The sequence below is a fragment of the Flavobacterium sp. genome (genome assembly GCF_034111225.1).
Classification (GTDB): Bacteria; Bacteroidota; Bacteroidia; order Flavobacteriales; family Flavobacteriaceae; genus Flavobacterium.
Genome location: NZ_JAWUXR010000011.1, coordinates 364,726 through 384,798 on the forward strand (window position 1 = coordinate 364,726; position 20,073 = coordinate 384,798).

A 20,073-nucleotide genomic window follows, 5' to 3' on the forward strand; every position below is an offset into this window, starting at 1 on the left:
AACTATATTAATAATTCCACATGTCTTGTTCGAAATCTCTAATCTTTTCTTTTACACGCTCAGACTCTAATAATTGCATTTGAGCATTTTCTTTCATGTAATCTTTGATTAACCTGTCACCATAAACATTTTCCTCTAAGTAAATAACACCATTAAAACGGCGAGAATTTAACAAATGATCAAAAGTAAATGGCATTGCAGAGTTTCTGTCATTGAAAGCCTTAGCTTCATGTAAAACATCTCTAGCTGCAGGGAAATATACCCAGAATAATTCGATATAATCTTTTACATCACTATTCATTGTATATACATCCGGTACAACTGGACAGATACCTAACATTCTGTACTTTAATTCACCTTGACGTTTGTCAAAATACCAGTAACCTACAATTTTGTATGCATCAACATGAAATGCTTCAATTAAAGTTTTAGTAATATACTCTTCTGGAATCGTTTCACCAGCATTGTAATATTCTCTACCTGCATCAGTAGTATCAATAAATACTAAAGAAGCTTCAATGTCCTTTAAAGATTTTTTATCAGTAAAATAACTTGAATCATAGATTTCAGTAATTTTACCAGATTTCATAGCCTCAATAAGAACATTATATAATGGTCTTCTATCTGGGCCTAAATCACCTTCAATTGGAAAATAGAATGGAAAGTTTACACGTTCATCTAAATCTACAATCTCCCATGTACGTTTACCCATCAAGATATCTCTATCATGAACATAACCGTAAGGCATTGGTTTATCATTGTCAGCTACTAATTCCGCTTCCGTCTTCTTCCCAATTTGATCAGGCGTTTTCGCATTTAATAAATTAGATTGAGCAAAGGCTAAAGTTGAACTTAAACCTAATGCAACTACTAATATAAGATTTCTCCAATTCATTTTTTTATTCTTTTAGTTTATAAATAAACTCTGAAAGTTAATTTTTATTGTACTTCAAATGTAGCAGGTGCAGTTTTCTTTAACATAATAGAACTACCTCTTAATTTTGTTTTGATTTCAGAAATAACAACTAAGTCACCTCTACTTGCTTTAGAAATAGCAGCTTTAGCTCTTCCGTCCATACGAGTTCCAGAAACCACAATAGTTGGTTGTCCAGGTACTTTAATGTTAAAACTTACAACATCAATATCTAACTGAAAGTCAAAGTCTTCTAATTTAGCACCAACAGAAGAAACTTCTAAACTGTTCTTTTGTCCTGATGCAGAATACTCTCCACGGATAGTACCCATTGGAGCAGGAATATCTTTAATTCTAAATACTTTTTTATCAGCAACTGGTTTACCATCAGGTAATTTACCAGTAACATTAATTGTAACTTCACGTCCTTGACCTGGGCTCATATTATATTTACCTACACCAGAACCTTTAGATAAACCAGCACCTGAAGCACTTACTTTATCATCAGATATACCAGCAAATGAAATTGTCATTGGATTAACTACACCTCTATAAACAACATTCATTTTATCTGCAGAAATAGTTGCAGAATTTGGTCTTGGAACTACTACATAATTACCTTTAATTGGTAAACTTACAACTTTTCCACCTTCATCAAAGTTGAAAGAACCTGTAATCTCATGCTCTCCAACATTTCCTGCATTGAAAGAAAAGTTAGCTTGTCCAGCTTCTGCTTTTACCGTTTGACCATTAACAATAACAGATTTAGCCTGTAAAGATGGATCAAACTTACCTAAAATAATTTTTCCTTTAACCGCTTCTCCTTGGAAGAAAGCAGATTTTTCAGGAACAACTATAGGTTGGTATGCAGTTAAAGATGCTGCAGCAACTAAGTCAGACTGGAACATTCCACTAATAACATCACTTTCAGTAGTTTTAACATCACCTTGAATTTGTGATAATTTAGTTACAGTAGCAATTAAAGGAAAACCTTTATAGTTATAATCTAACCATGGTAAAGTTGCGCCTGCACTTTTTGATTTTACTGGAGCAGTTGCAAATCTTGCTTCAATTTTTTTCATTTCACCATCAGTAATAGAACTCCCTCCAGCTTTTTTGATATCAGCTGCAAAAGCAGCAAGTTTATCTAAAAACTCTTGTCCTTCTTTAGTAGGCTTATCACCTGCGAACCACATTTCATCAACAGCATCACCTTTGTCCATAGCTTCAAATGGTAAATTACCATCTTCATCTCTTTCAAGTTCACTAGTGATTTTTGTTTTAATACCCTCAATATAAGCATTAAAATCTTTAGATAATTTTCTAATTTTATCTACTTTAGCTTTTTTATCACCAAATTGACCTGGTTGATCAATAGCTTTTTGAGCTAATTGGTCAAATGATTGCTGATTACGAACATCAGCGATTCCATTTGATTCTATAATTTTATTGTTTAAAATACCAAAAGCAGATAATACTTCTTTTGACATATTTAAAGCTAACATTGCGATGAAAACCAGGTACATTAGGTTTACCATCTTTTGTCTAGGACTTAATTTTCCTCCAGCCATTTTCCTGTAATTAGTTTTTGATTATTAATTTATTAATTTTCGATAAAACTAATTATCCTCTAGTATTCATAGCAGTTAACATTCCACCATAAACAGAGTTTAAAGATGCGATGTTAGAAGTCATAGACTGCATTTGCTCTTTTAATTTAGTTGCGTTATCAGCAATTTCTTTATTTGCTTCAGCATTTCTTGAAGCGCTTTCTAATTGTACTTTATATAAACTATTTAAAGCTTCCATTTGAGCTGCTGCTTGAGACATCTCTTCAGAATATCTTTTTTGCGAAGCCATTGAATCTGCTGTAGGCGCAATAGATTTAGCTGCACCTTCGAAATTTTTGATACTTGTACCTAAACTTTCCATTAATGCACCATCAATTTTTGCTTCTTTTAATATATTATCTAATTTTTGAGACAATAATCCTTGAGCATCAGCTGGATTTTCTTTTTTAGCTTTTTTATCGTTAACAACACCATTTGATAATTCTGGATAAACTAAAGTCCAGTCTAAATCTTCTTCTGGAGTATCAAAAGCAGATAATCCAAAAATTAAGGCTTCCGTTCCTAATCCTGCAATCAACATAAAACTAGCTCCAGGCCAGTGCATTAATTTAAATAATGCTCCGATAATTACTACTGCCGCTCCCATACCGTAAGCGAAATTCATTGCTTTTTTGCTTAAAAATCCCATAATAAAATTTGTTTGTTAGTTAGTTAAGTTTAAAATATAAAATTGGTTAATATTTACTATTTAGGTCTGTTTCCAGTAGAACCTGTACCCATATAATCTTGCACAGTTCTAAATCCGATGTAACTTCTTGCAGAATCTGCATATTCATAATCACGAGTTGCTACTTGTAAGAAGTAACCAACATCTTTCCATGAACCACCTCTTACAACTTTACGTTGATTTTTACGGTCAGCTACATTTGGATTCATTGTAGAAACAAATTCATAAGCAGATGCATCATAAGCAGATTCAACCCACTCAGAAACGTTACCCGCCATATTGTATAAGTTATAATCATTTGGCTCATAAGATCTAGCCTCTACAGTATATAAAGCACCATCAGCTGCATAATCACCTCTGTTTGGCTTAAAGTTAGCCATAAAACAACCTCTGTCATTTTTAGCATAAGGACCTCCCCAAGGGAAAGTAGCAGATTCTATTCCACCTCTAGCAGCATATTCCCATTCAGCCTCAGTTGGCAAACGGAAAGAGTTTACTTGATCTCTACCTTTTTTCTTTTTAACATAAGAATTTTTATATAAAGTTCTCCATGCACAAAAAGCCTTAGCTTGATTCCAAGAAACACCTACTACAGGATATTCTCCATAAGCTTGATGCCAAAAATAATCGTTATGCATTGGCTCATTATAAGAATAAGCGAAATCTTTAATCCATGCAGTTGTGTCAGGATAAACTTCAATAGGTTTATTTTCATCATAAAGTCCTTTACGACCTTTTTTCTTTACCGCTTGATTCCAATCAACTTCTCTAAATTTGAATTTTAATTTAGACATATCCATTGTTTTCAAACCATTATATGATTCAGATTCTGGTAAATACATAGAATCCATTACCTCAACATAATACTCATCTGGATAAGCTTGAGGATCAACAAGTAATTTTATTTTTTTATTTAATTTTCTACCAGCATACATATCATCGTCTGTACCAATACTATAGTAGTTTTCATACATATATTTATCATATGCAGACATTTCTTCAACATTAGCGTCAGCAAAAGCATAATCCCCGATACTTCCACCATCTTTACCGCTTCTTCCTCCTTCAGCAGGCTTTTGCCCTACTTCGTCAGCAAGAATTGCTAATCTAGTTCTTATTGTTGAATCTTTTACCCATTCGATAAATTGACGGTACTCACTATTAGTAATTTCTGTTTCATCCATATAAAATGATCGAACCGTAACTGTTTTTGTTGGTGCATCTTGGATATTAGCTAAATCATCATCTGATTTACCCATAATAAAGGCTCCGCCTGGAATTAATGCCATTCCATAAGGCTTTTCTGGATGCCATTTTTTTCCTTTGACACCTACTAACTCACCTCTATCACCCTTGCTACAACTAGCAAAAAATGACAAAATCAACGTAAATGCAACTAACTTCTTCATATAAACTGGGGTTAATTATAATTTCTCTTTTAAAGGCGTAAACCTATTTAATAATTTTGAAAAAAACAATTATTTTTAAAAAAATCTTAAAAATATATTAAAATTAACAAAATTAAGTTTCACTCTTTTTTATAAATTTTACTCTAAATAATGCTCCTTCTCTGTGCTTTCCACCATCTTTCAGGCATTTCACCCTCACAAGACGCTAAATAATCATCATACGAACAGGGTAATAACGTATTTCTTTTTAATTTATTATTAACATTTGATTTTATTGGTATTTCAATCCACCATCTACTCGTTTTATCACTTTTATAGAAAACCAACTCATCCTCTTCTATTAATACCGTATATTTTAAATAATTCTCTTTACTTCCGAAAGGATATTCATTTGATCTAAAACTAAACCCTTCGAGGAAATACCATATTACTTGTGCAACTAAATTAAATTCAATTTGTTCATGATTAAAGCTAAACACACCAAAAGACGTAACCTTATCACTTATTCCTGCATATCTTGATAAAGCACAAATTTCTTTTCCTGAAAACCCATTTGGATTAAAGTCTATAAAATTACCTGAAAATGATGATTGTACAGATGTCATATCTATACTTACAAAATCAGCATCTCTAAAAACAGGTTCTGCTATTGCAATATTATTTGAGACCTCACCAAGTCGATATGCTTCAAAATAAAGCTTATCAATCAAATCAATCTCTTCTTGAGAATTAAAGTAGGTCTGATAACCAATATTACTGTAATTAAACAAATTATTTGGCTCTTGAACAATTATATTTGACAGATAAGAGTTAGCCAAGTTAGTGCTTTCTTTTGAAAAATCAAATTTATTATCCACAGAAACAAAATTCACCATTTGATCTAACCCGTCATAAGACCTATACATTGGGTATGACAAATCTTGACTTCCCCCTATAATAATAGGTATTATTTTTTTTCTTAATAAGTCTTCACAAATAGTTTGAACTAAAAAATAAGTGTCTTTTAAGGACTCTCCAGCTTCAATAGTTCCTAGATCCGCGATAGCGACATTCCAGTTTCCTGGATACAAACCATACAATGCTCTTCTGAAACCATCTAACGAATTTTGTGAATTTTCTTTCTCTAAACCCCTAAACTCATTTACTCCAATTATTGCGATTGATACCGAATCTAAATTTGGAAAATCACTATCTGTATGCAAAGTGATTTTTTTTCCCAAAGCTTGCTTCGACAATCCATCTACATATTCAATACACGATTTTGATAACGGCTGTAAGAAATCAAAAACCATATGTTATTTTTTAGTTGTTGTTTTTTTCTTTACTGGAGCTTTCTTTTTAGCAGCGGTTTTTTTAGCAGGTGCTTTCTTCTCAATCATTTCTTTTACTTCATCTAAAGTTAAAGCTTTTGCGTCTACATCCTTACTTAGTTCAATTTTCACTTTACCTTTTAAAATAACTGATCTCCCCCATCTTGCTTTTTCAACTCTAATTCCATCTTCTTTCCAGTCGTGAATAACTTTGTCAATCTCTTTTTGAATCTTATCTTCAATTAGCTCAACAATATTTTTTTGAGTTAAATTATCAAAATCGTACTTTTTATTCACATTGATGAAAATTCCGTTCCATTTTAAAAAAGGTCCAAATCTCCCTACTCCTTTTTGTACTGGTAATTCTTGGAAAGTCGCAATTGGAGCATCAGCTGCTTCTTTTTCTGCAATTAATTCCTTTGCTCTATCAAAAGTAACATCTAGTGGATCTTCTCCTTTTGGTAAAGAAATAAACATTTTACCAAATCTCACATAAGGACCAAATCTACCGTTACTCACCTCAATCTCTTCGTCTTTATGTGTACCTAAATTTTTAGGCAACAAGAACAACTTTAAAGCTTCTTCTAAAGTAATTGTTCCAATATTTTGATCAGACATTAAACTTGCAAATTGTTTTTCTTCATCTTCAGCATCTCCAATTTGAGCCATTGGACCGAATTTTCCTAAACGCACTAAAATTGGCTTCCCTGATTTTGGATCTTTCCCTAATATTCTTTCTCCACTTTCTCTTTCAGCATTTTCTTCTACATCAACAACATTTGGATGAAATTTAGAATAAAATTCATTCATCATATTGGTCCAATCGATATTTCCTTCTGCAATTTCGTCAAAATCTTGCTCTACTTTTGCTGTAAAGTTATAATCTAAAATAGCTGAGAAATTTTTAACCAAAAAATCATTTACAATTGTTCCAATATCTGTTGGAACTAACTTCCCTTTATCTGAACCTACATTTTCGCTTAAAACTTGCGATTTAATAGTTGAAGCTAATAATGAGATTTGAGTATATTTTCTTTCAACACCTTCAGAACTTCCTTTCTCAACATAATTACGATTGATAATAGTTGAAATGGTTGGCGCATAAGTTGACGGACGACCAATTCCTAATTCTTCTAATTTCTTAACCAAAGCAGCCTCTGTATAACGTGCTGGCGGTCTAGAAAAACGTTCTGTAGCTTGTATGTATGTGTTTGTTAATTTTTCGTTTACTTTCATTGCTGGAAGCATTCCTTCCTGTTCTTCCTCATCATCATCATGACCTTCAAGGTATACTTTCAAAAATCCTTCAAACTTAATTACTTCTCCACTTGCTGCAAAAAGTTCTTTATGATTATTTGCTTCAATTTTAACATTAGTACGCTCTAATTGCGCTTCACTCATTTGCGAAGCTAAAGTTCGTTTCCAAATTAAATCATATAAACGCGCTTGATCTCTGTCAATATTTACGGTATGCAAAGACATATCTGTAGGACGAATTGCCTCGTGAGCTTCTTGAGCCCCTTTGCTTTTTGAAGTATATTTTCTTGGCTTACTGTACTCTTTACCATATGAACGAATAATTTCTGCTTCTGCAGCTGTCATTGCTTCATTAGATAAATTCACACTATCTGTTCTCATATAAGTAATCAAACCGGCTTCATACAATCTTTGTGCAATTTGCATTGTAATTCCAACTGGTAAGTATAATTTACGAGCTGCTTCTTGTTGCAAAGTTGAAGTTGTAAATGGCGCAGCTGGCGATTTTTTTGTAGGTTTTGTTTCTAAATCAGCTACTTTATAATTGGAACCAATATTTTTTTGTAAAAAATCTTCTGCTTCTTTTTTAGTGCTGAAATTTTTAGGAAGTTTTGCTTTAAATAATTTTCCAGCTTCGTTTGTAAATTCAGCTGTTATAGAATAAGTTCCTTGAGCATTAAATTCTTGAATTTCTCTTTCGCGCTCAACGATTAATCGAACAGAAACTGATTGAACTCTTCCTGCAGACAATCCTCCTTTTACTTTTTTCCATAAAACCGGAGATAATTCATAACCTACTAATCGGTCTAAAACTCTACGTGCTTGCTGAGCATTTACTAAGTTATAATCAATTCCTCTTGGATTTTCAATTGCTTTTTGAATAGCTGTTTTTGTAATCTCATGAAAAACAATTCGTTTTGTTTTGTCTTTATCTAATTTAAGTTCTTCAGCTAAATGCCAAGATATAGCTTCTCCTTCACGATCTTCATCGGAAGCCAACCAAACCATATCGGCTTTTTTAGACAAGTCTTTTAGTTTTTTTACTAAAGCTTTCTTATCAGCAGAGACTTCGTATTTAGGTTTGAAGCCATTTTCAACATCTACTCCAATTTCTTTAGAAGGTAAGTCTGCAATATGTCCATAACTAGATTCAACTTGGAAATCTTTACCTAAAAATTTCTCTATTGTTTTTGCCTTTGCAGGTGACTCAACTATTACTAAATTCTTTGCCATTATAAAAGTTTGTTTGGCGCAAAAGTATGGGTTTTTTTTAAATTTCAAGTTTTTAGAAAAAAAATTAAGTTAAGATTACACTTTTTAAGGCTAAAATGTATCATGAAAAATCTGTCAAGTTGTCATATTTTACTTTTTAATATTATCTTTGCAGTTGGAAAAAGAGAAAAACCTTTTATGGAAAAGACAATTGATGAAAACAAACAAGGAACTAAACTTGTTTTAGAAGAAAAAAAAGAAAATACAAAAAAGCTTTTTATAGAAAGTTATGGTTGCGCTATGAACTTTTCTGATAGTGAAATTGTAGCATCCATACTTAATAAACAAGGATACAATACAACAGACAAACTTGAAGAAGCTGATTTAGTTTTAGTCAATACATGCTCTATTAGAGACAAAGCAGAGCAAACAATTAGAAAAAGACTTCAAAAATATAATGCTGTAAAACGCGACATTAATCCTGGGATGAAAGTTGGTGTTTTAGGTTGTATGGCAGAGCGTCTAAAAGAAAAATTTCTAGAAGAAGAAAAAATTGTTGATTTAGTTGTTGGTCCAGATGCATATAAAGACATTCCAAACTTATTAAACGAAGTTGAAGAAGGTAGAGATGCTATCAATGTTATTCTTTCTAAAGAAGAAACGTATGGCGATATTTCTCCTGTTCGATTAAACAGTAACGGAATTAATGCTTTTGTATCAATTACTCGTGGATGTGATAATATGTGTACTTTTTGTGTAGTTCCTTTTACAAGAGGAAGAGAACGAAGCAGAGAGCCACAAAGTATTTTAGACGAAATAGCAGATTTATGGGGCAGAGGTTTTAAAGAAGTTTGTTTATTAGGCCAAAATGTAGATAGTTATCTATGGTATGGTGGAGGCTTGAAAAAAGATTTTGAAAAAGCTTCAGAAATGCAAAAAGCAACTTCTGTAGATTTTGCTCAATTATTAGATATGTCTGCGAAAGCATTTCCTAAAATGCGTTTTCGTTTCTCTACCTCAAATCCGCAAGATATGCACGAAGAAGTGTTACATATAATTGCAAAACATCAAAATGTATGTAATTACATTCATTTACCTGTTCAAAGTGGAAGCACGAGAATTTTAAAAGAAATGAATCGTCAGCACACACGTGAAGAATATATGACTTTGGTTGACAAAATCAAACAAATAATCCCTGACTGTACCATTTCACAAGATATGATTACAGGTTTTCCAACAGAAACAGAAGAAGATCATCAAGACACATTATCATTAATGCGTTATGTAAGGTATGACTTTGGCTATATGTTTTCTTATTCTGAACGACCAGGAACTATGGCTGCTAGAAAGCTAGAAGATGATGTTCCTGAAGAAGTGAAGAAACGTAGATTACAAGAAATTGTAGATTTACAACAAGAATTATCATTAGAAAGAACGCAGCGATTTATAGGAAAAACTGTTGAGATTTTAGTTGAAAGAGAATCAAAAAAATCAAAAGAAGAATGGAGCGGAAGAAATTCTGAAAACATGGTTACTGTTTTTCCAAAAGAAAACTATAAGCCAGGTGATTTTGTAATGGTTGAAGTACATGATTGTTCATCAGCAACACTTAAAGGAAAAGCCATTGGTTATTCTAAAATGCAATAATTTAGTTTAAAAGAATTCATAAATGGAATCTATACAAGCCACAAAACAACGATTTGAAATAATTGGAAACGATCCGAAACTAAATCGTGCCATTGAAAAAGCAATACAAGTTGCTCCTACTGATATTTCTGTATTAGTTACAGGTGAAAGTGGTGTAGGAAAGGAAAGTCTTCCCAAAATAATACATTCGCTTTCACATCGCAAACATGCAAAATACATTGCTGTAAACTGCGGAGCAATCCCAGAAGGCACAATTGATAGTGAATTGTTTGGTCATGAAAAAGGTTCTTTTACTGGCGCAACAAATGCTCGTGACGGATATTTCGAAGTGGCTGATGGAGGAACTATATTTTTAGATGAAGTTGGAGAATTACCTTTAACAACTCAAGTACGTTTATTACGTGTTTTAGAAAATGGCGAATTCATTAAAGTGGGTTCTTCAAAAGTTCAAAAAACTAATGTTAGAATAGTAGCTGCTACAAATGTGAATATGTTTGAAGCAATTGAAAAAGGAAAATTTAGAGAAGATTTATATTATCGTTTAAGCACTGTTGAGATTTTACTTCCACCTTTAAGAGATAGAAAAGAAGACATTCATTTATTATTTAGAAAATTTGCTGCTGATTTTGCGCATAAATATAAAATGCCGCCTATTAAATTGTCTAACGAAGCAATTCAATACCTTGTGCAATATAGATGGGGTGGTAATATTAGACAATTAAGGAATATTGCCGAACAAATTTCTGTTTTAGAAACTAACAGAGAAACTTCTTTACAAACTTTAAAAGGTTATTTACCTCAGCAAGGAAACAATTTACCTTCGGTAATCAATACTAAAAAATCAGAAAATGATTTTAGTAATGAACGCGAAATTTTATACAAAGTCCTCTTTGACATGAAGAGCGATTTAAATGATTTAAAGAAACTGACTCTTGAATTAATGCAAAATGGAAATTCTAAAGTTCAAGAAGACCAAAAAAATTTAATTAAAAGAATTTACGATAAAAATGAAGATAGTTCTATCTTTGAAAAAGAGAAAAAAACTGAATTACTTGAATCTTCAACAGACGAACTCTCTCAAGAAGAGTTTATAGACAATGAGGAAGATGACGATTCAAATTATCTTTTTGCAGAAGCAGTTGAGGAAGAAGAAACATTAAGTTTAGAAGCTAAAGAAATTGAATTGATTAAAAAATCTTTAGAACGCAACAATGGAAAAAGAAAAGCTGCCGCAGATGAATTAGGGATTTCTGAAAGAACCCTTTATAGAAAAATCAAACAGTACGATTTATAAGTTAAACATGAAAAAAGTTATTTATACATTATTAATTGGATTAGCGCTAACTTTAAACAGTTGTAGTGTTTATAATTTCACTGGAACAGGTAAAATTGATGCAGACACTTTTCAGGTAAACTATTTTCAAAATAATGCGGAATTAGTTGAACCAGGTATTGAAAGAACATTCACAATTAGGTTGCAAGAAATATTACAAAATCAAACGAGTTTAAATCTAACCAACCAAGGGGGTGATTTATTATACGAAGGAGAGATTGTTGAATATAGAATTACACCAATGACTGCAACTTCAAACCAAACAGCAGCTCAAAACAGACTTACAATTGCTGTAAACGTTCGTTTTTCAAACAAAAATAAGGAAGACGATAATTTCGAAAAGCGTTTTTCTTTTTATCATGATTATGATGCAAATGATCAAATGACTGGGAGTAGGCTAACAACTGCTCTTGATGAAATTTTCGAAAGAATAACACAAGACATATTTAATGAATCATTAGCAAAATGGTAATTTAAAATAAAAAACAAATTGAACACCACTGATTTAACATATTTACTTAATAAACCTTATGCTTTAAATGAAAAGCAAACCATTGCATTGGAAACTGTTCTACATGAATTTCCATATTTTCAAGCTGCAAGAGTTCTTCATCTAAAAGGATTATTAAATCAAGATAGTTTCAGATACAATTACGAATTAAAGAAAACGGCAGCTAATACTGTTGATAGAACAATACTTTTTGATTTTATTACTTCAAATGAGTTTACAACTATTCAAAGCAACTTAATTGACGAAGAAATAGCAAACATCAAAAACATAAGTGTTGTACAAAGCGAAATAATTGAAGAAATAAAAGCTTCAAATATAGAAATTGAAACCGAAGCTGAAGTAGAGGATGATGATTTGGAAATTGGCAAGCCTTTAGCTTTTGAAAATAGCGAAAAGCATTCATTTCAAGAATGGCTTAAGTTGACTAAAATAGCACCTATTGAAAGAGAAGAATCGTCTAATAACGAAGAAGAAAAAGAGGAAAAACAAAAAAAGATAGAAATTATTGACCGATTTATTGAATTAAATCCGAAAATTTCACCCGTAAAAGAAACAGTCAAAACTCCTTCTAACATTAACCTAAATAACGACGAACCAACACACTTAATGACAGAAACGTTGGCTAAAGTTTATTTAGAACAAAAAAAATTCAATAAAGCAATACAAGCTTATGAGATTTTAATTTTGAAATATCCAGAAAAAAGTGGTTTCTTTGCAGACCGAATAAAAAAAATAAAAGATTTACAACAAAATAATTAATTATGGGATTCACAGGTTTTTTAATCGCAATAGCATTAGTTTGCTTTTTATTAATATTAGCAATTATGGTTCAAAACCCTAAAGGTGGTGGACTTTCTTCTTCATTTGGAGGCTCTCAACAAATGGGTGGAGTACAAAAAACTACAGACTTTTTAGATAAAAGTACTTGGACGTTAGGTGGTATTTTAATTGCTTTAATATTATTATCTACACTTGCTTTTAATAATGGAAACACAAGTGGTTCTAAAATATTAGGAAACGATGATGCAGCAGCTACTACAACTATCGCTCCTACGCCAGAAGCTACTCAACAAGCCGCTGAAACTGCAACTCCTACGGAAGAAGCAGCGAAATAAGCTTAAAACAATATTTTAAAAATGCCAGCCTGTCAGTGCTGGCATTTTTTTTACAAGAAAAATTGTCATAAAAATGCTTTGGCACAATTTCTGAAATCCATTATTCATAAAAATAAAATTAAAAAAATACATAAATTATGTCACTAAAAATTAAACCACTTTCAGATCGTGTAGTTATTGAGCCAATGGCTGCTGAAACTACAACTGCTTCAGGATTAATCATTCCTGACACTGCTAAAGAAAAACCACAAAAAGGAACTGTAGTTGCAGTTGGAAATGGTAAAAAAGACTATACAATGACTGTTAAAGTTGGTGATACAGTATTGTATGGCAAATATTCTGGTACAGAGCTTAAATATGAAGGTAATGATTACCTTATCATGAAAGAAGAAGAAATTTACGCTATTATCTAAAAGTAAATTGCATTTTGTATAATGTAGAAGAACTTTAAACATTTAAAACACAATCAATTTAAAAAACAAAAAAATGGCAAAAGATATAAAATTTGATATAGACGCAAGAGATGGACTAAAAAGAGGTGTTGATGCTTTAGCAAACGCTGTGAAAGTTACTCTAGGTCCAAAAGGAAGAAACGTAATTATTAGCAAATCATTCGGCGGACCATCTGTAACTAAAGATGGTGTTACAGTAGCAAAGGAAATAGAATTAGCTGACCCATTAGAAAACATGGGAGCTCAAATGGTTAAAGAAGTTGCTTCTAAAACTAATGACTTAGCTGGTGATGGAACAACAACTGCAACAGTTCTTGCTCAAGCAATTGTAAAAGAAGGATTAAAAAACGTTGCTGCTGGAGCAAACCCAATGGATTTAAAAAGAGGAATTGACAAAGCTGTAGAGGCAATTGTTGAAGAACTTGGAAAACAATCTCAAACAGTTGGCAATTCTACAGAAAAAATAAAGCAAATCGCTTCAATTTCGGCAAATAATGACGAAGTTATTGGTGAGTTAATTGCTAATGCATTTAGCAAAGTAGGAAAAGAAGGTGTAATCACGGTTGAAGAAGCTAAAGGAACAGATACTTATGTAGACGTTGTTGAAGGTATGCAGTTTGACAGAGGATACCTTTCTCCTTATTTCGTAACAGATGCAGATAAAATGGTGGCTGAATTAAACAATCCATACATATTATTATTCGACAAAAAAATATCAAACTTACAAGAGATATTACCAATACTTGAGCCAGTTGCTCAATCAGGAAAACCTTTATTGATTATTGCAGAAGATGTAGACGGTCAAGCTTTAGCAACACTTGTTGTTAATAAATTAAGAGGTGGGTTAAAAATTGCTGCTGTAAAAGCTCCAGGTTTTGGAGACAGAAGAAAAGCAATGCTTGAAGATATCGCAATTTTAACCGGAGGAACTGTAATTGCAGAAGAAAGCGGATATTCTTTAGAAAACGCTACTTTAGAAATGTTAGGTACTGCAGAAAATGTTACCATTGATAAAGACAATACAACAATTGTAAATGGAGCCGGAAGTGCAGATAACATTAAAGCAAGGGTAAATCAAATCAAAGCACAAGTTGAAACTACAACTTCTGATTATGATAGAGAAAAATTACAAGAACGCTTGGCTAAATTAGCAGGTGGAGTTGCTGTATTATATGTGGGCGCTGCTTCTGAAGTTGAAATGAAAGAGAAAAAAGACAGAGTTGACGATGCACTACATGCAACGAGAGCTGCTGTTGAAGAAGGTATTGTTGCTGGTGGTGGTGTTGCTTTGGTAAGAGCAAAAGCTGTTTTAGCTAAATTAAAGGCTGAAAACCCAGATGAAGCTACTGGTATTCAAATTGTAAACAAAGCTGTTGAAGCACCTTTAAGGACTATTGTAGAGAATGCTGGAGGAGAAGGTTCGGTAGTTATTGCTAAAGTATTAGAAGGAAAAGGTGATTTTGGATTTAATGCTAAAACAGGAGAATATGTTCAAATGCTTAAAGCTGGAATTATTGACCCTAAAAAAGTAACTAGAGTTGCACTTGAAAATGCTGCTTCGGTCTCAGGAATGATCCTTACAACAGAATGTGCACTTATTGACATTAAAGAAGAAAGTTCTGCAATGCCAATGGGTGGAGGCATGCCAGGAATGATGTAAGTTTTTTTTTATAAATAAAATCAAAACTGCTTGGATAATCCAAGCAGTTTTTTTTATTTTACAGAAAAAAATATGAACTTAAAATGTTTGATTTTCGGAATTCTTCTAATTACAGGAATCACTTTTGGACAAGACTTCAGTAATTCATCAAAAGAAAGAATAACTTCTTCAATAATTAATCATTTTAAATTAGACAGGGAAAATATTTATTTACATCTCAATAAAAACACTTATTTATCTAATGAAACCTTGTGGTTTAAAGGTTACATAGTTGATAAAAAAGAAAGTAAACTAAATTATCAAACTACAAATGTTTTTGTCAATGTTTATGATGGAAATAAAAAAGAAATAAAAACGCACCTATTTTATAGTTCTAATGGAATTATAATTGGCCAAATTAAACTAGACGAAAATCTTGAATCAGGAACATATTATCTTCATGTATATACAAATTATATGAATAACTTTCCTGAAGACGAATCTTCACTTAAAGCGTTTGAATACATAAACACTAAAGATAAAGTAATAGACAATAATTATTCTTCAAATGATTTAAATATTAATTTTTCATTTGAAGGTGGAAACCTATTATATAATTCAGACAACACAGTTGTAACCTCAATAAAAGACTGTAATGGGAAAGGGCTTAAAATCTCAGAAATTTCAGTTAAAGATTCAAAAAACAACATTGTTAATACGTTTGCAACAAATGAATTTGGTTTAGGTAAATTCCAAATACAAAATACTCTAAATGAAAAATATAAATTAGAAATAAAAAATAAAAATTCAATAATTGAAAAAGAACTACCACTCCCTGTTATTGAAGGAATTAACATCATTGCAAATAACTTTGCATTTGAAGACAAGTTTATAATAAAAGCATGCACTAATAAAAACACTTTAGAAAAATCAAAAAACAAGCCTTATTTAATTCTTATACAAAAAAATGATTTCGTAAACTATATCAATTTAGATTTTGGAACAGAGACTAGCAAAGAGTTAGTATTAAATAAAAACGTTCTTTTCAAAGGGATAAATACAATTAGACTTATAGATGATGAACTTAACTTAATATCGGAAAGAATAATTTACAACCCAATACAGAACAATACTAAATTTACTATTTCTAATCAAATTAAAAAAGGCGACAGCATTAGAATTAAAGGCGCTACAAAAGACAGAATATCAAATTTTAGCATAAGTATTCTTCCTAAAAATAACATTTCTACTTCAAATTCAATTCATGACGAATTAGTCTTTAATAATTATTTGAAAAACAAGATTAGTAATTCTGATTATTTTTTAAATCAATCGACTAGAAAAAAACAATATGAACTAGATTTATTTTTAATTAATAACAGTCCAAAAACAGAATGGAAAGAGATTATTAAAAATACTATTACCGAAAAATACACATTTGATATTGGTTTAGATATAGAAGGAAAAATTAATCAAGTGATTAACAATCCTTCAAAAATGAAACTTCGATTATTTTCAATAAACGGAGTAAATGAGTTAGCTGACATTGATGAAGACAATAGTTTTATTTTTAAAAATATTCTAGCAATAGATTCGAGTAACTTCCATTTTTCATTGCTAAAAGATGAGAGTAAACTGCAAAGCTTAAATGTATATTCAATTATTAAAAATAATAATAGAAAATTTTTAAAACCATTAAATATCAAAAAACAAATTTGTAATGACAAATCTTATATTTTATCTAACGGCAACAACAGTTTCGAATTTCCTTTTTTAGAAAATCAAATACAGTTAAATAATGTTACAATTATTACTGCAAAAAAAGAAAAAATGAATTTTCTTGGTCAATACAATAACAGTATGGCAAGAGCTTATAAAATTTCAGATGAAGACTTTGGGTCTTTTAGAGATGTTTTGTCATTTATTGCTTCTCATGGATATGATGTTAGCACACAAGGAGGAACGGTCACAATAAACTCTAGAGTTACAAGATCAATTTTAGGCTCTAGAAGCCCAGCCGTTTTCTTAGACAATGCGCCAATTACAGATTTTTACTTGTTAGCAAATTTAAACCTAAATGAAGTTGATGAAATATATTTTAATAAAAATGGTTACGGAATGGGTATGGATGGTATGAACGGGTCTATTAGAATTTATAGAAAAATTCAATTTACAGAAAGTGTATCTAGTGTAAAAGTAAAGTCTAAATCTTTAGTCATTAAAAATGGGTTTGAAAAACTAATATCTTATGCAAATCCAAAATATATTGATTATCAAAGTAGTTCATTTAGTCAATATGGAACGCTTCATTGGGAACCTAGTATATATACTAATGAAATAGGCGAATTTGAGTTTTCATTTCCGCATTTTAACCAAAAAGAAATTATATTAAACATTCAAGGAATTGACAATCAAGGAGATTTTTATTCAGAAAATATAATTTTAAACAACTAATAAAAAAAACCGATTAGAATATCTAATCGGTTTTTTTTATTAGTTGTTTAAAAACTATTCTTTTTTAGTCCAATCAAAATTAGTGACATAAGTCATTCTAATTGTTGGATTGCTTTCTTGAATTGTATTAGAAAAATTCCAAATATTTTGATGAATATAATTTAATTGCAATTGATGATTAGCATTTAAGTTATAACCTAAACCAGCAATAACTCTATTTTGATTAAACAATGTTTTACCAGCATTCACTCCAATATTCAAAAAAGCTTCGTCACCTAAAACAGCAAAAAGCTTAGCTTTATCATCAACTTTTGTCAAAGTATAATTGACTAAAAACATATAACGAACTCTATTTCTATATTCATAATGATCTATTTCAAAGTCATTTGTTGAACTGTTTCTTTTAGCAATTCCTACAAATCTATTTTCATCTCTTAATCGATGAATGAATTTAAAATTATCTTTAGTGTGTGTATAAACTCCTTGAATCCAAACATGATTTTCTGGACTTGTAATTTTATTTAATGCTGGATCACCATAAGAATAAGTCTCATAATGCGTAAATCCAACACTTCCTGTAAATTTTGAAGTAAATTTATAATCTAACGATGGACGAATAAACCATTGTTGTTTTTCCGAAAAGCCATTTGCATAACGCATCGTTGCTTCAACTGTAAAAGAAGTCTTTTCAGAAATCATATTCTTACCTACATAATGAAACCAAATGTCATTATTTTGACTTTTAACTTGTGCAATAGTGTTAAGTGATACTGACATAACTAATGCAAAGAATACTATTTTATATTTTTTTAAATTCATTTTATTTCATTTATTAAAATAGCTTTAAGCGCCTCATCCAAAAATAAGACGCAAATTGCTAAATAACTAATTCAACCAATTTTAATATTATTTATTTTTTCTTCCAGATAATGGATGGTCAGACAACGGTTTATGGTTTTCTAATCCAATAATTGTAACAGAACTGTTATCATTTGATTCATAATCATGCTTAAAGTGTTCTAAATTTTCCATTACAGAATGGTCTACTAATTTTGTTTTCTTTAAATCGATAGTCACATTAAACCCTGGAGGAATAGCATCTAATTTTCTTTTTACACCTAAATAATTACTAAAAATAGCTGCTTTATCAATTTCAACTAAATAATTATTTCCTTCAAAAGAAACTAACGTTGGAGCTTTAAAGAAAGATGAAATTGGAGTTCCGTTAATTAAATGAATTATCATTTTTAAGACCATCCCTGCAGCAATACCAATTAATAAATCTTCAAATAATGTAAAGAAAATAGTAACTAGAAAAATTGCTAATTGCTCTTTACCAATTTTGAAAGTATGGACAAATTCTTTCGGATGAGCCAATTTAACTCCTACACTAATTAGCATCGCAGCCAAGGCAGCATTAGGAATTAACTCTAAAATAGGAGTCGCTAACAAAACAAATATTAAAATAAAAAAACCATGAAAAAAATTAGCCCATCTTGTAACTCCTCCGTTATTCACATTTGAAGAAGAACGTGCTACTTCAGAAATCATTGGCAAACCTCCTAAAAATGCCGCGATTGTATTTCCTATACCCACAGCAATTAAGTCTTTATTCATATCAGACTTACGTTTAAAAGGATCCATTAAATCAATTGCCTTAACCGTTAAAAGCGATTCTAACGAACCTACTAATGCAAACATAATAACAAATTTTATAAATAACCCCGTTTGAGAAATTCCAGCAAAACTTGCATTTATATTAATGTTATCAATTAAACTGCCTATTTTAACTAAAGCATAAGCCGGTTCTGTTTCTTTGAAGTGCATAAATAACTCACATGGAATAGCAAATAATAAAACTACTAATGGAGCAGGAATCATTTTAATTGTTTTGTTCTTGATATATGGCCACCCCATCATTACAGCTAAACTTACAATACCAATAAATGAAGCCTTTGGATCTAGATTCATAATGAAATTTGGAATATTCATCAATAACTGAATTGGCCCTTTTCCTTTAGCTAAAGTTGGATCATCGTTTAACAAAATAGGTATTTGCTTAGCTATAATGATAATTCCAATAGCAGCAAGCATTCCATGAATTGCAGACAATGGAAAAAAATCAGCTAGTTTTCCTAATTTAAAAACACCAAATAATATTTGAATTACACCTGCAACAACCATTGCTCCTAATGCCAATTTCCATCCTAAAGCATTATCGCCTTGACCAAATTCTGCAACTGCACCTGCAACAATAACAATCAAACCTGCTGCAGGTCCTTTTATAGTTAATCTTGAACCCATAAAGAAACTAACAACAATACCACCAATAATTGCTGTCAACAACCCCATAATAGGCGGAAATTCAGAAGCCTTTGCAATACCTAAACTTAATGGTAATGCTAATAAAAAAACAATAAAACCAGAAATAACATCTGATCTGAAATTTTCTTTTAATCCTGCTAACCCATCAGCAGGTATAAATTTTTTAATTTTTGTATTCATTATTTTTTGAATTATTTT

General features: G+C 31.1%; 16 protein-coding genes. 8 read left to right on the top strand and 8 right to left on the bottom strand.

Annotated features, from left to right (window positions below):
* Positions 1-7: 7 nt before the first annotated feature.
* The 6 genes from gldN to topA form a co-directional block, all read right to left on the bottom strand.
* On the bottom strand, positions 8-895 hold the full coding sequence (gene gldN / locus UXY25_RS06980) for a gliding motility protein GldN (protein WP_320815287.1): 888 nt from the start codon (positions 893-895) through the stop codon (positions 8-10).
* Between the two features lie 44 nt (positions 896-939).
* Positions 940-2,484, bottom strand: a complete 1,545-nt coding sequence (gene gldM / locus UXY25_RS06985) for a gliding motility protein GldM (protein ID WP_320815288.1) — start codon at positions 2,482-2,484, stop codon at positions 940-942.
* A gap of 52 nt (positions 2,485-2,536) precedes the next feature.
* Positions 2,537-3,172, bottom strand: coding sequence for a gliding motility protein GldL (gene gldL / locus UXY25_RS06990; protein ID WP_320815289.1), 636 nt, complete (start codon positions 3,170-3,172; stop codon positions 2,537-2,539).
* 56 nt (positions 3,173-3,228) lie between these two features.
* Positions 3,229-4,620, bottom strand: coding sequence for a gliding motility lipoprotein GldK (gene gldK, locus UXY25_RS06995; RefSeq protein WP_320815290.1), 1,392 nt, complete (start codon positions 4,618-4,620; stop codon positions 3,229-3,231).
* A gap of 143 nt (positions 4,621-4,763) precedes the next feature.
* Positions 4,764-5,912, bottom strand: coding sequence for a formimidoylglutamase (locus tag UXY25_RS07000; RefSeq protein ID WP_320815291.1), 1,149 nt, complete (start codon positions 5,910-5,912; stop codon positions 4,764-4,766).
* 3 nt (positions 5,913-5,915) lie between these two features.
* On the bottom strand, positions 5,916-8,420 hold the full coding sequence (gene topA / locus UXY25_RS07005) for a type I DNA topoisomerase (protein WP_320815292.1): 2,505 nt from the start codon (positions 8,418-8,420) through the stop codon (positions 5,916-5,918).
* A gap of 177 nt (positions 8,421-8,597) precedes the next feature.
* On the opposite strand from topA, the gene miaB reads away from it, so the two are divergent.
* The 8 genes from miaB to UXY25_RS07045 all read left to right on the top strand — a co-directional run bounded on the left by miaB (position 8,598) and on the right by UXY25_RS07045 (position 17,550).
* Positions 8,598-10,046 carry a tRNA (N6-isopentenyl adenosine(37)-C2)-methylthiotransferase MiaB gene (miaB, locus tag UXY25_RS07010; protein WP_320815502.1) on the top strand — a complete coding sequence of 483 codons (1,449 nt, stop codon included), beginning with the start codon at positions 8,598-8,600 and terminating at the stop codon, positions 10,044-10,046.
* Between the two features lie 22 nt (positions 10,047-10,068).
* Positions 10,069-11,340: a sigma-54 dependent transcriptional regulator gene (locus tag UXY25_RS07015; RefSeq protein WP_320815293.1), complete on the top strand. Its 1,272-nt coding sequence runs from the start codon at positions 10,069-10,071 to the stop codon at positions 11,338-11,340.
* A gap of 7 nt (positions 11,341-11,347) precedes the next feature.
* Entirely contained in the window at positions 11,348-11,851 is a 504-nt protein-coding gene (locus UXY25_RS07020; protein ID WP_320815294.1) for an LptE family protein, read from the top strand.
* 18 nt (positions 11,852-11,869) lie between these two features.
* Positions 11,870-12,649 (top strand): tetratricopeptide repeat protein, encoded by a 780-nt coding sequence (locus UXY25_RS07025; protein ID WP_320815295.1) that lies wholly within the window; start codon positions 11,870-11,872, stop codon positions 12,647-12,649.
* Between the two features lie 2 nt (positions 12,650-12,651).
* Positions 12,652-13,005 (top strand): preprotein translocase subunit SecG, encoded by a 354-nt coding sequence (gene secG / locus UXY25_RS07030; protein WP_414601370.1) that lies wholly within the window; start codon positions 12,652-12,654, stop codon positions 13,003-13,005.
* Between the two features lie 137 nt (positions 13,006-13,142).
* The gene (gene groES, locus UXY25_RS07035) at positions 13,143-13,418 is read left to right on the top strand and encodes a co-chaperone GroES (RefSeq protein ID WP_320815296.1); all 276 of its coding nucleotides are present in this window, start codon (positions 13,143-13,145) and stop codon (positions 13,416-13,418) included.
* 73 nt (positions 13,419-13,491) lie between these two features.
* Complete coding sequence (gene groL / locus UXY25_RS07040; protein ID WP_320815297.1) at positions 13,492-15,117, top strand: chaperonin GroEL; 1,626 nt, start codon at positions 13,492-13,494, stop codon at positions 15,115-15,117.
* A 72-nt stretch (positions 15,118-15,189) separates the two neighbouring features.
* Entirely contained in the window at positions 15,190-17,550 is a 2,361-nt protein-coding gene (locus tag UXY25_RS07045; RefSeq protein ID WP_320815298.1) for a hypothetical protein, read from the top strand.
* A gap of 54 nt (positions 17,551-17,604) precedes the next feature.
* On the opposite strand, the gene UXY25_RS07050 is transcribed toward UXY25_RS07045, so the two are convergent.
* Together UXY25_RS07050 and UXY25_RS07055 are read right to left on the bottom strand one after the other, a co-directional pair.
* The gene (locus UXY25_RS07050) at positions 17,605-18,369 is read right to left on the bottom strand and encodes a DUF2490 domain-containing protein (protein WP_320815299.1); all 765 of its coding nucleotides are present in this window, start codon (positions 18,367-18,369) and stop codon (positions 17,605-17,607) included.
* 87 nt (positions 18,370-18,456) lie between these two features.
* Positions 18,457-20,055 (bottom strand): SulP family inorganic anion transporter, encoded by a 1,599-nt coding sequence (locus UXY25_RS07055; protein ID WP_320815300.1) that lies wholly within the window; start codon positions 20,053-20,055, stop codon positions 18,457-18,459.
* Positions 20,056-20,073: the final 18 nt, after the last annotated feature.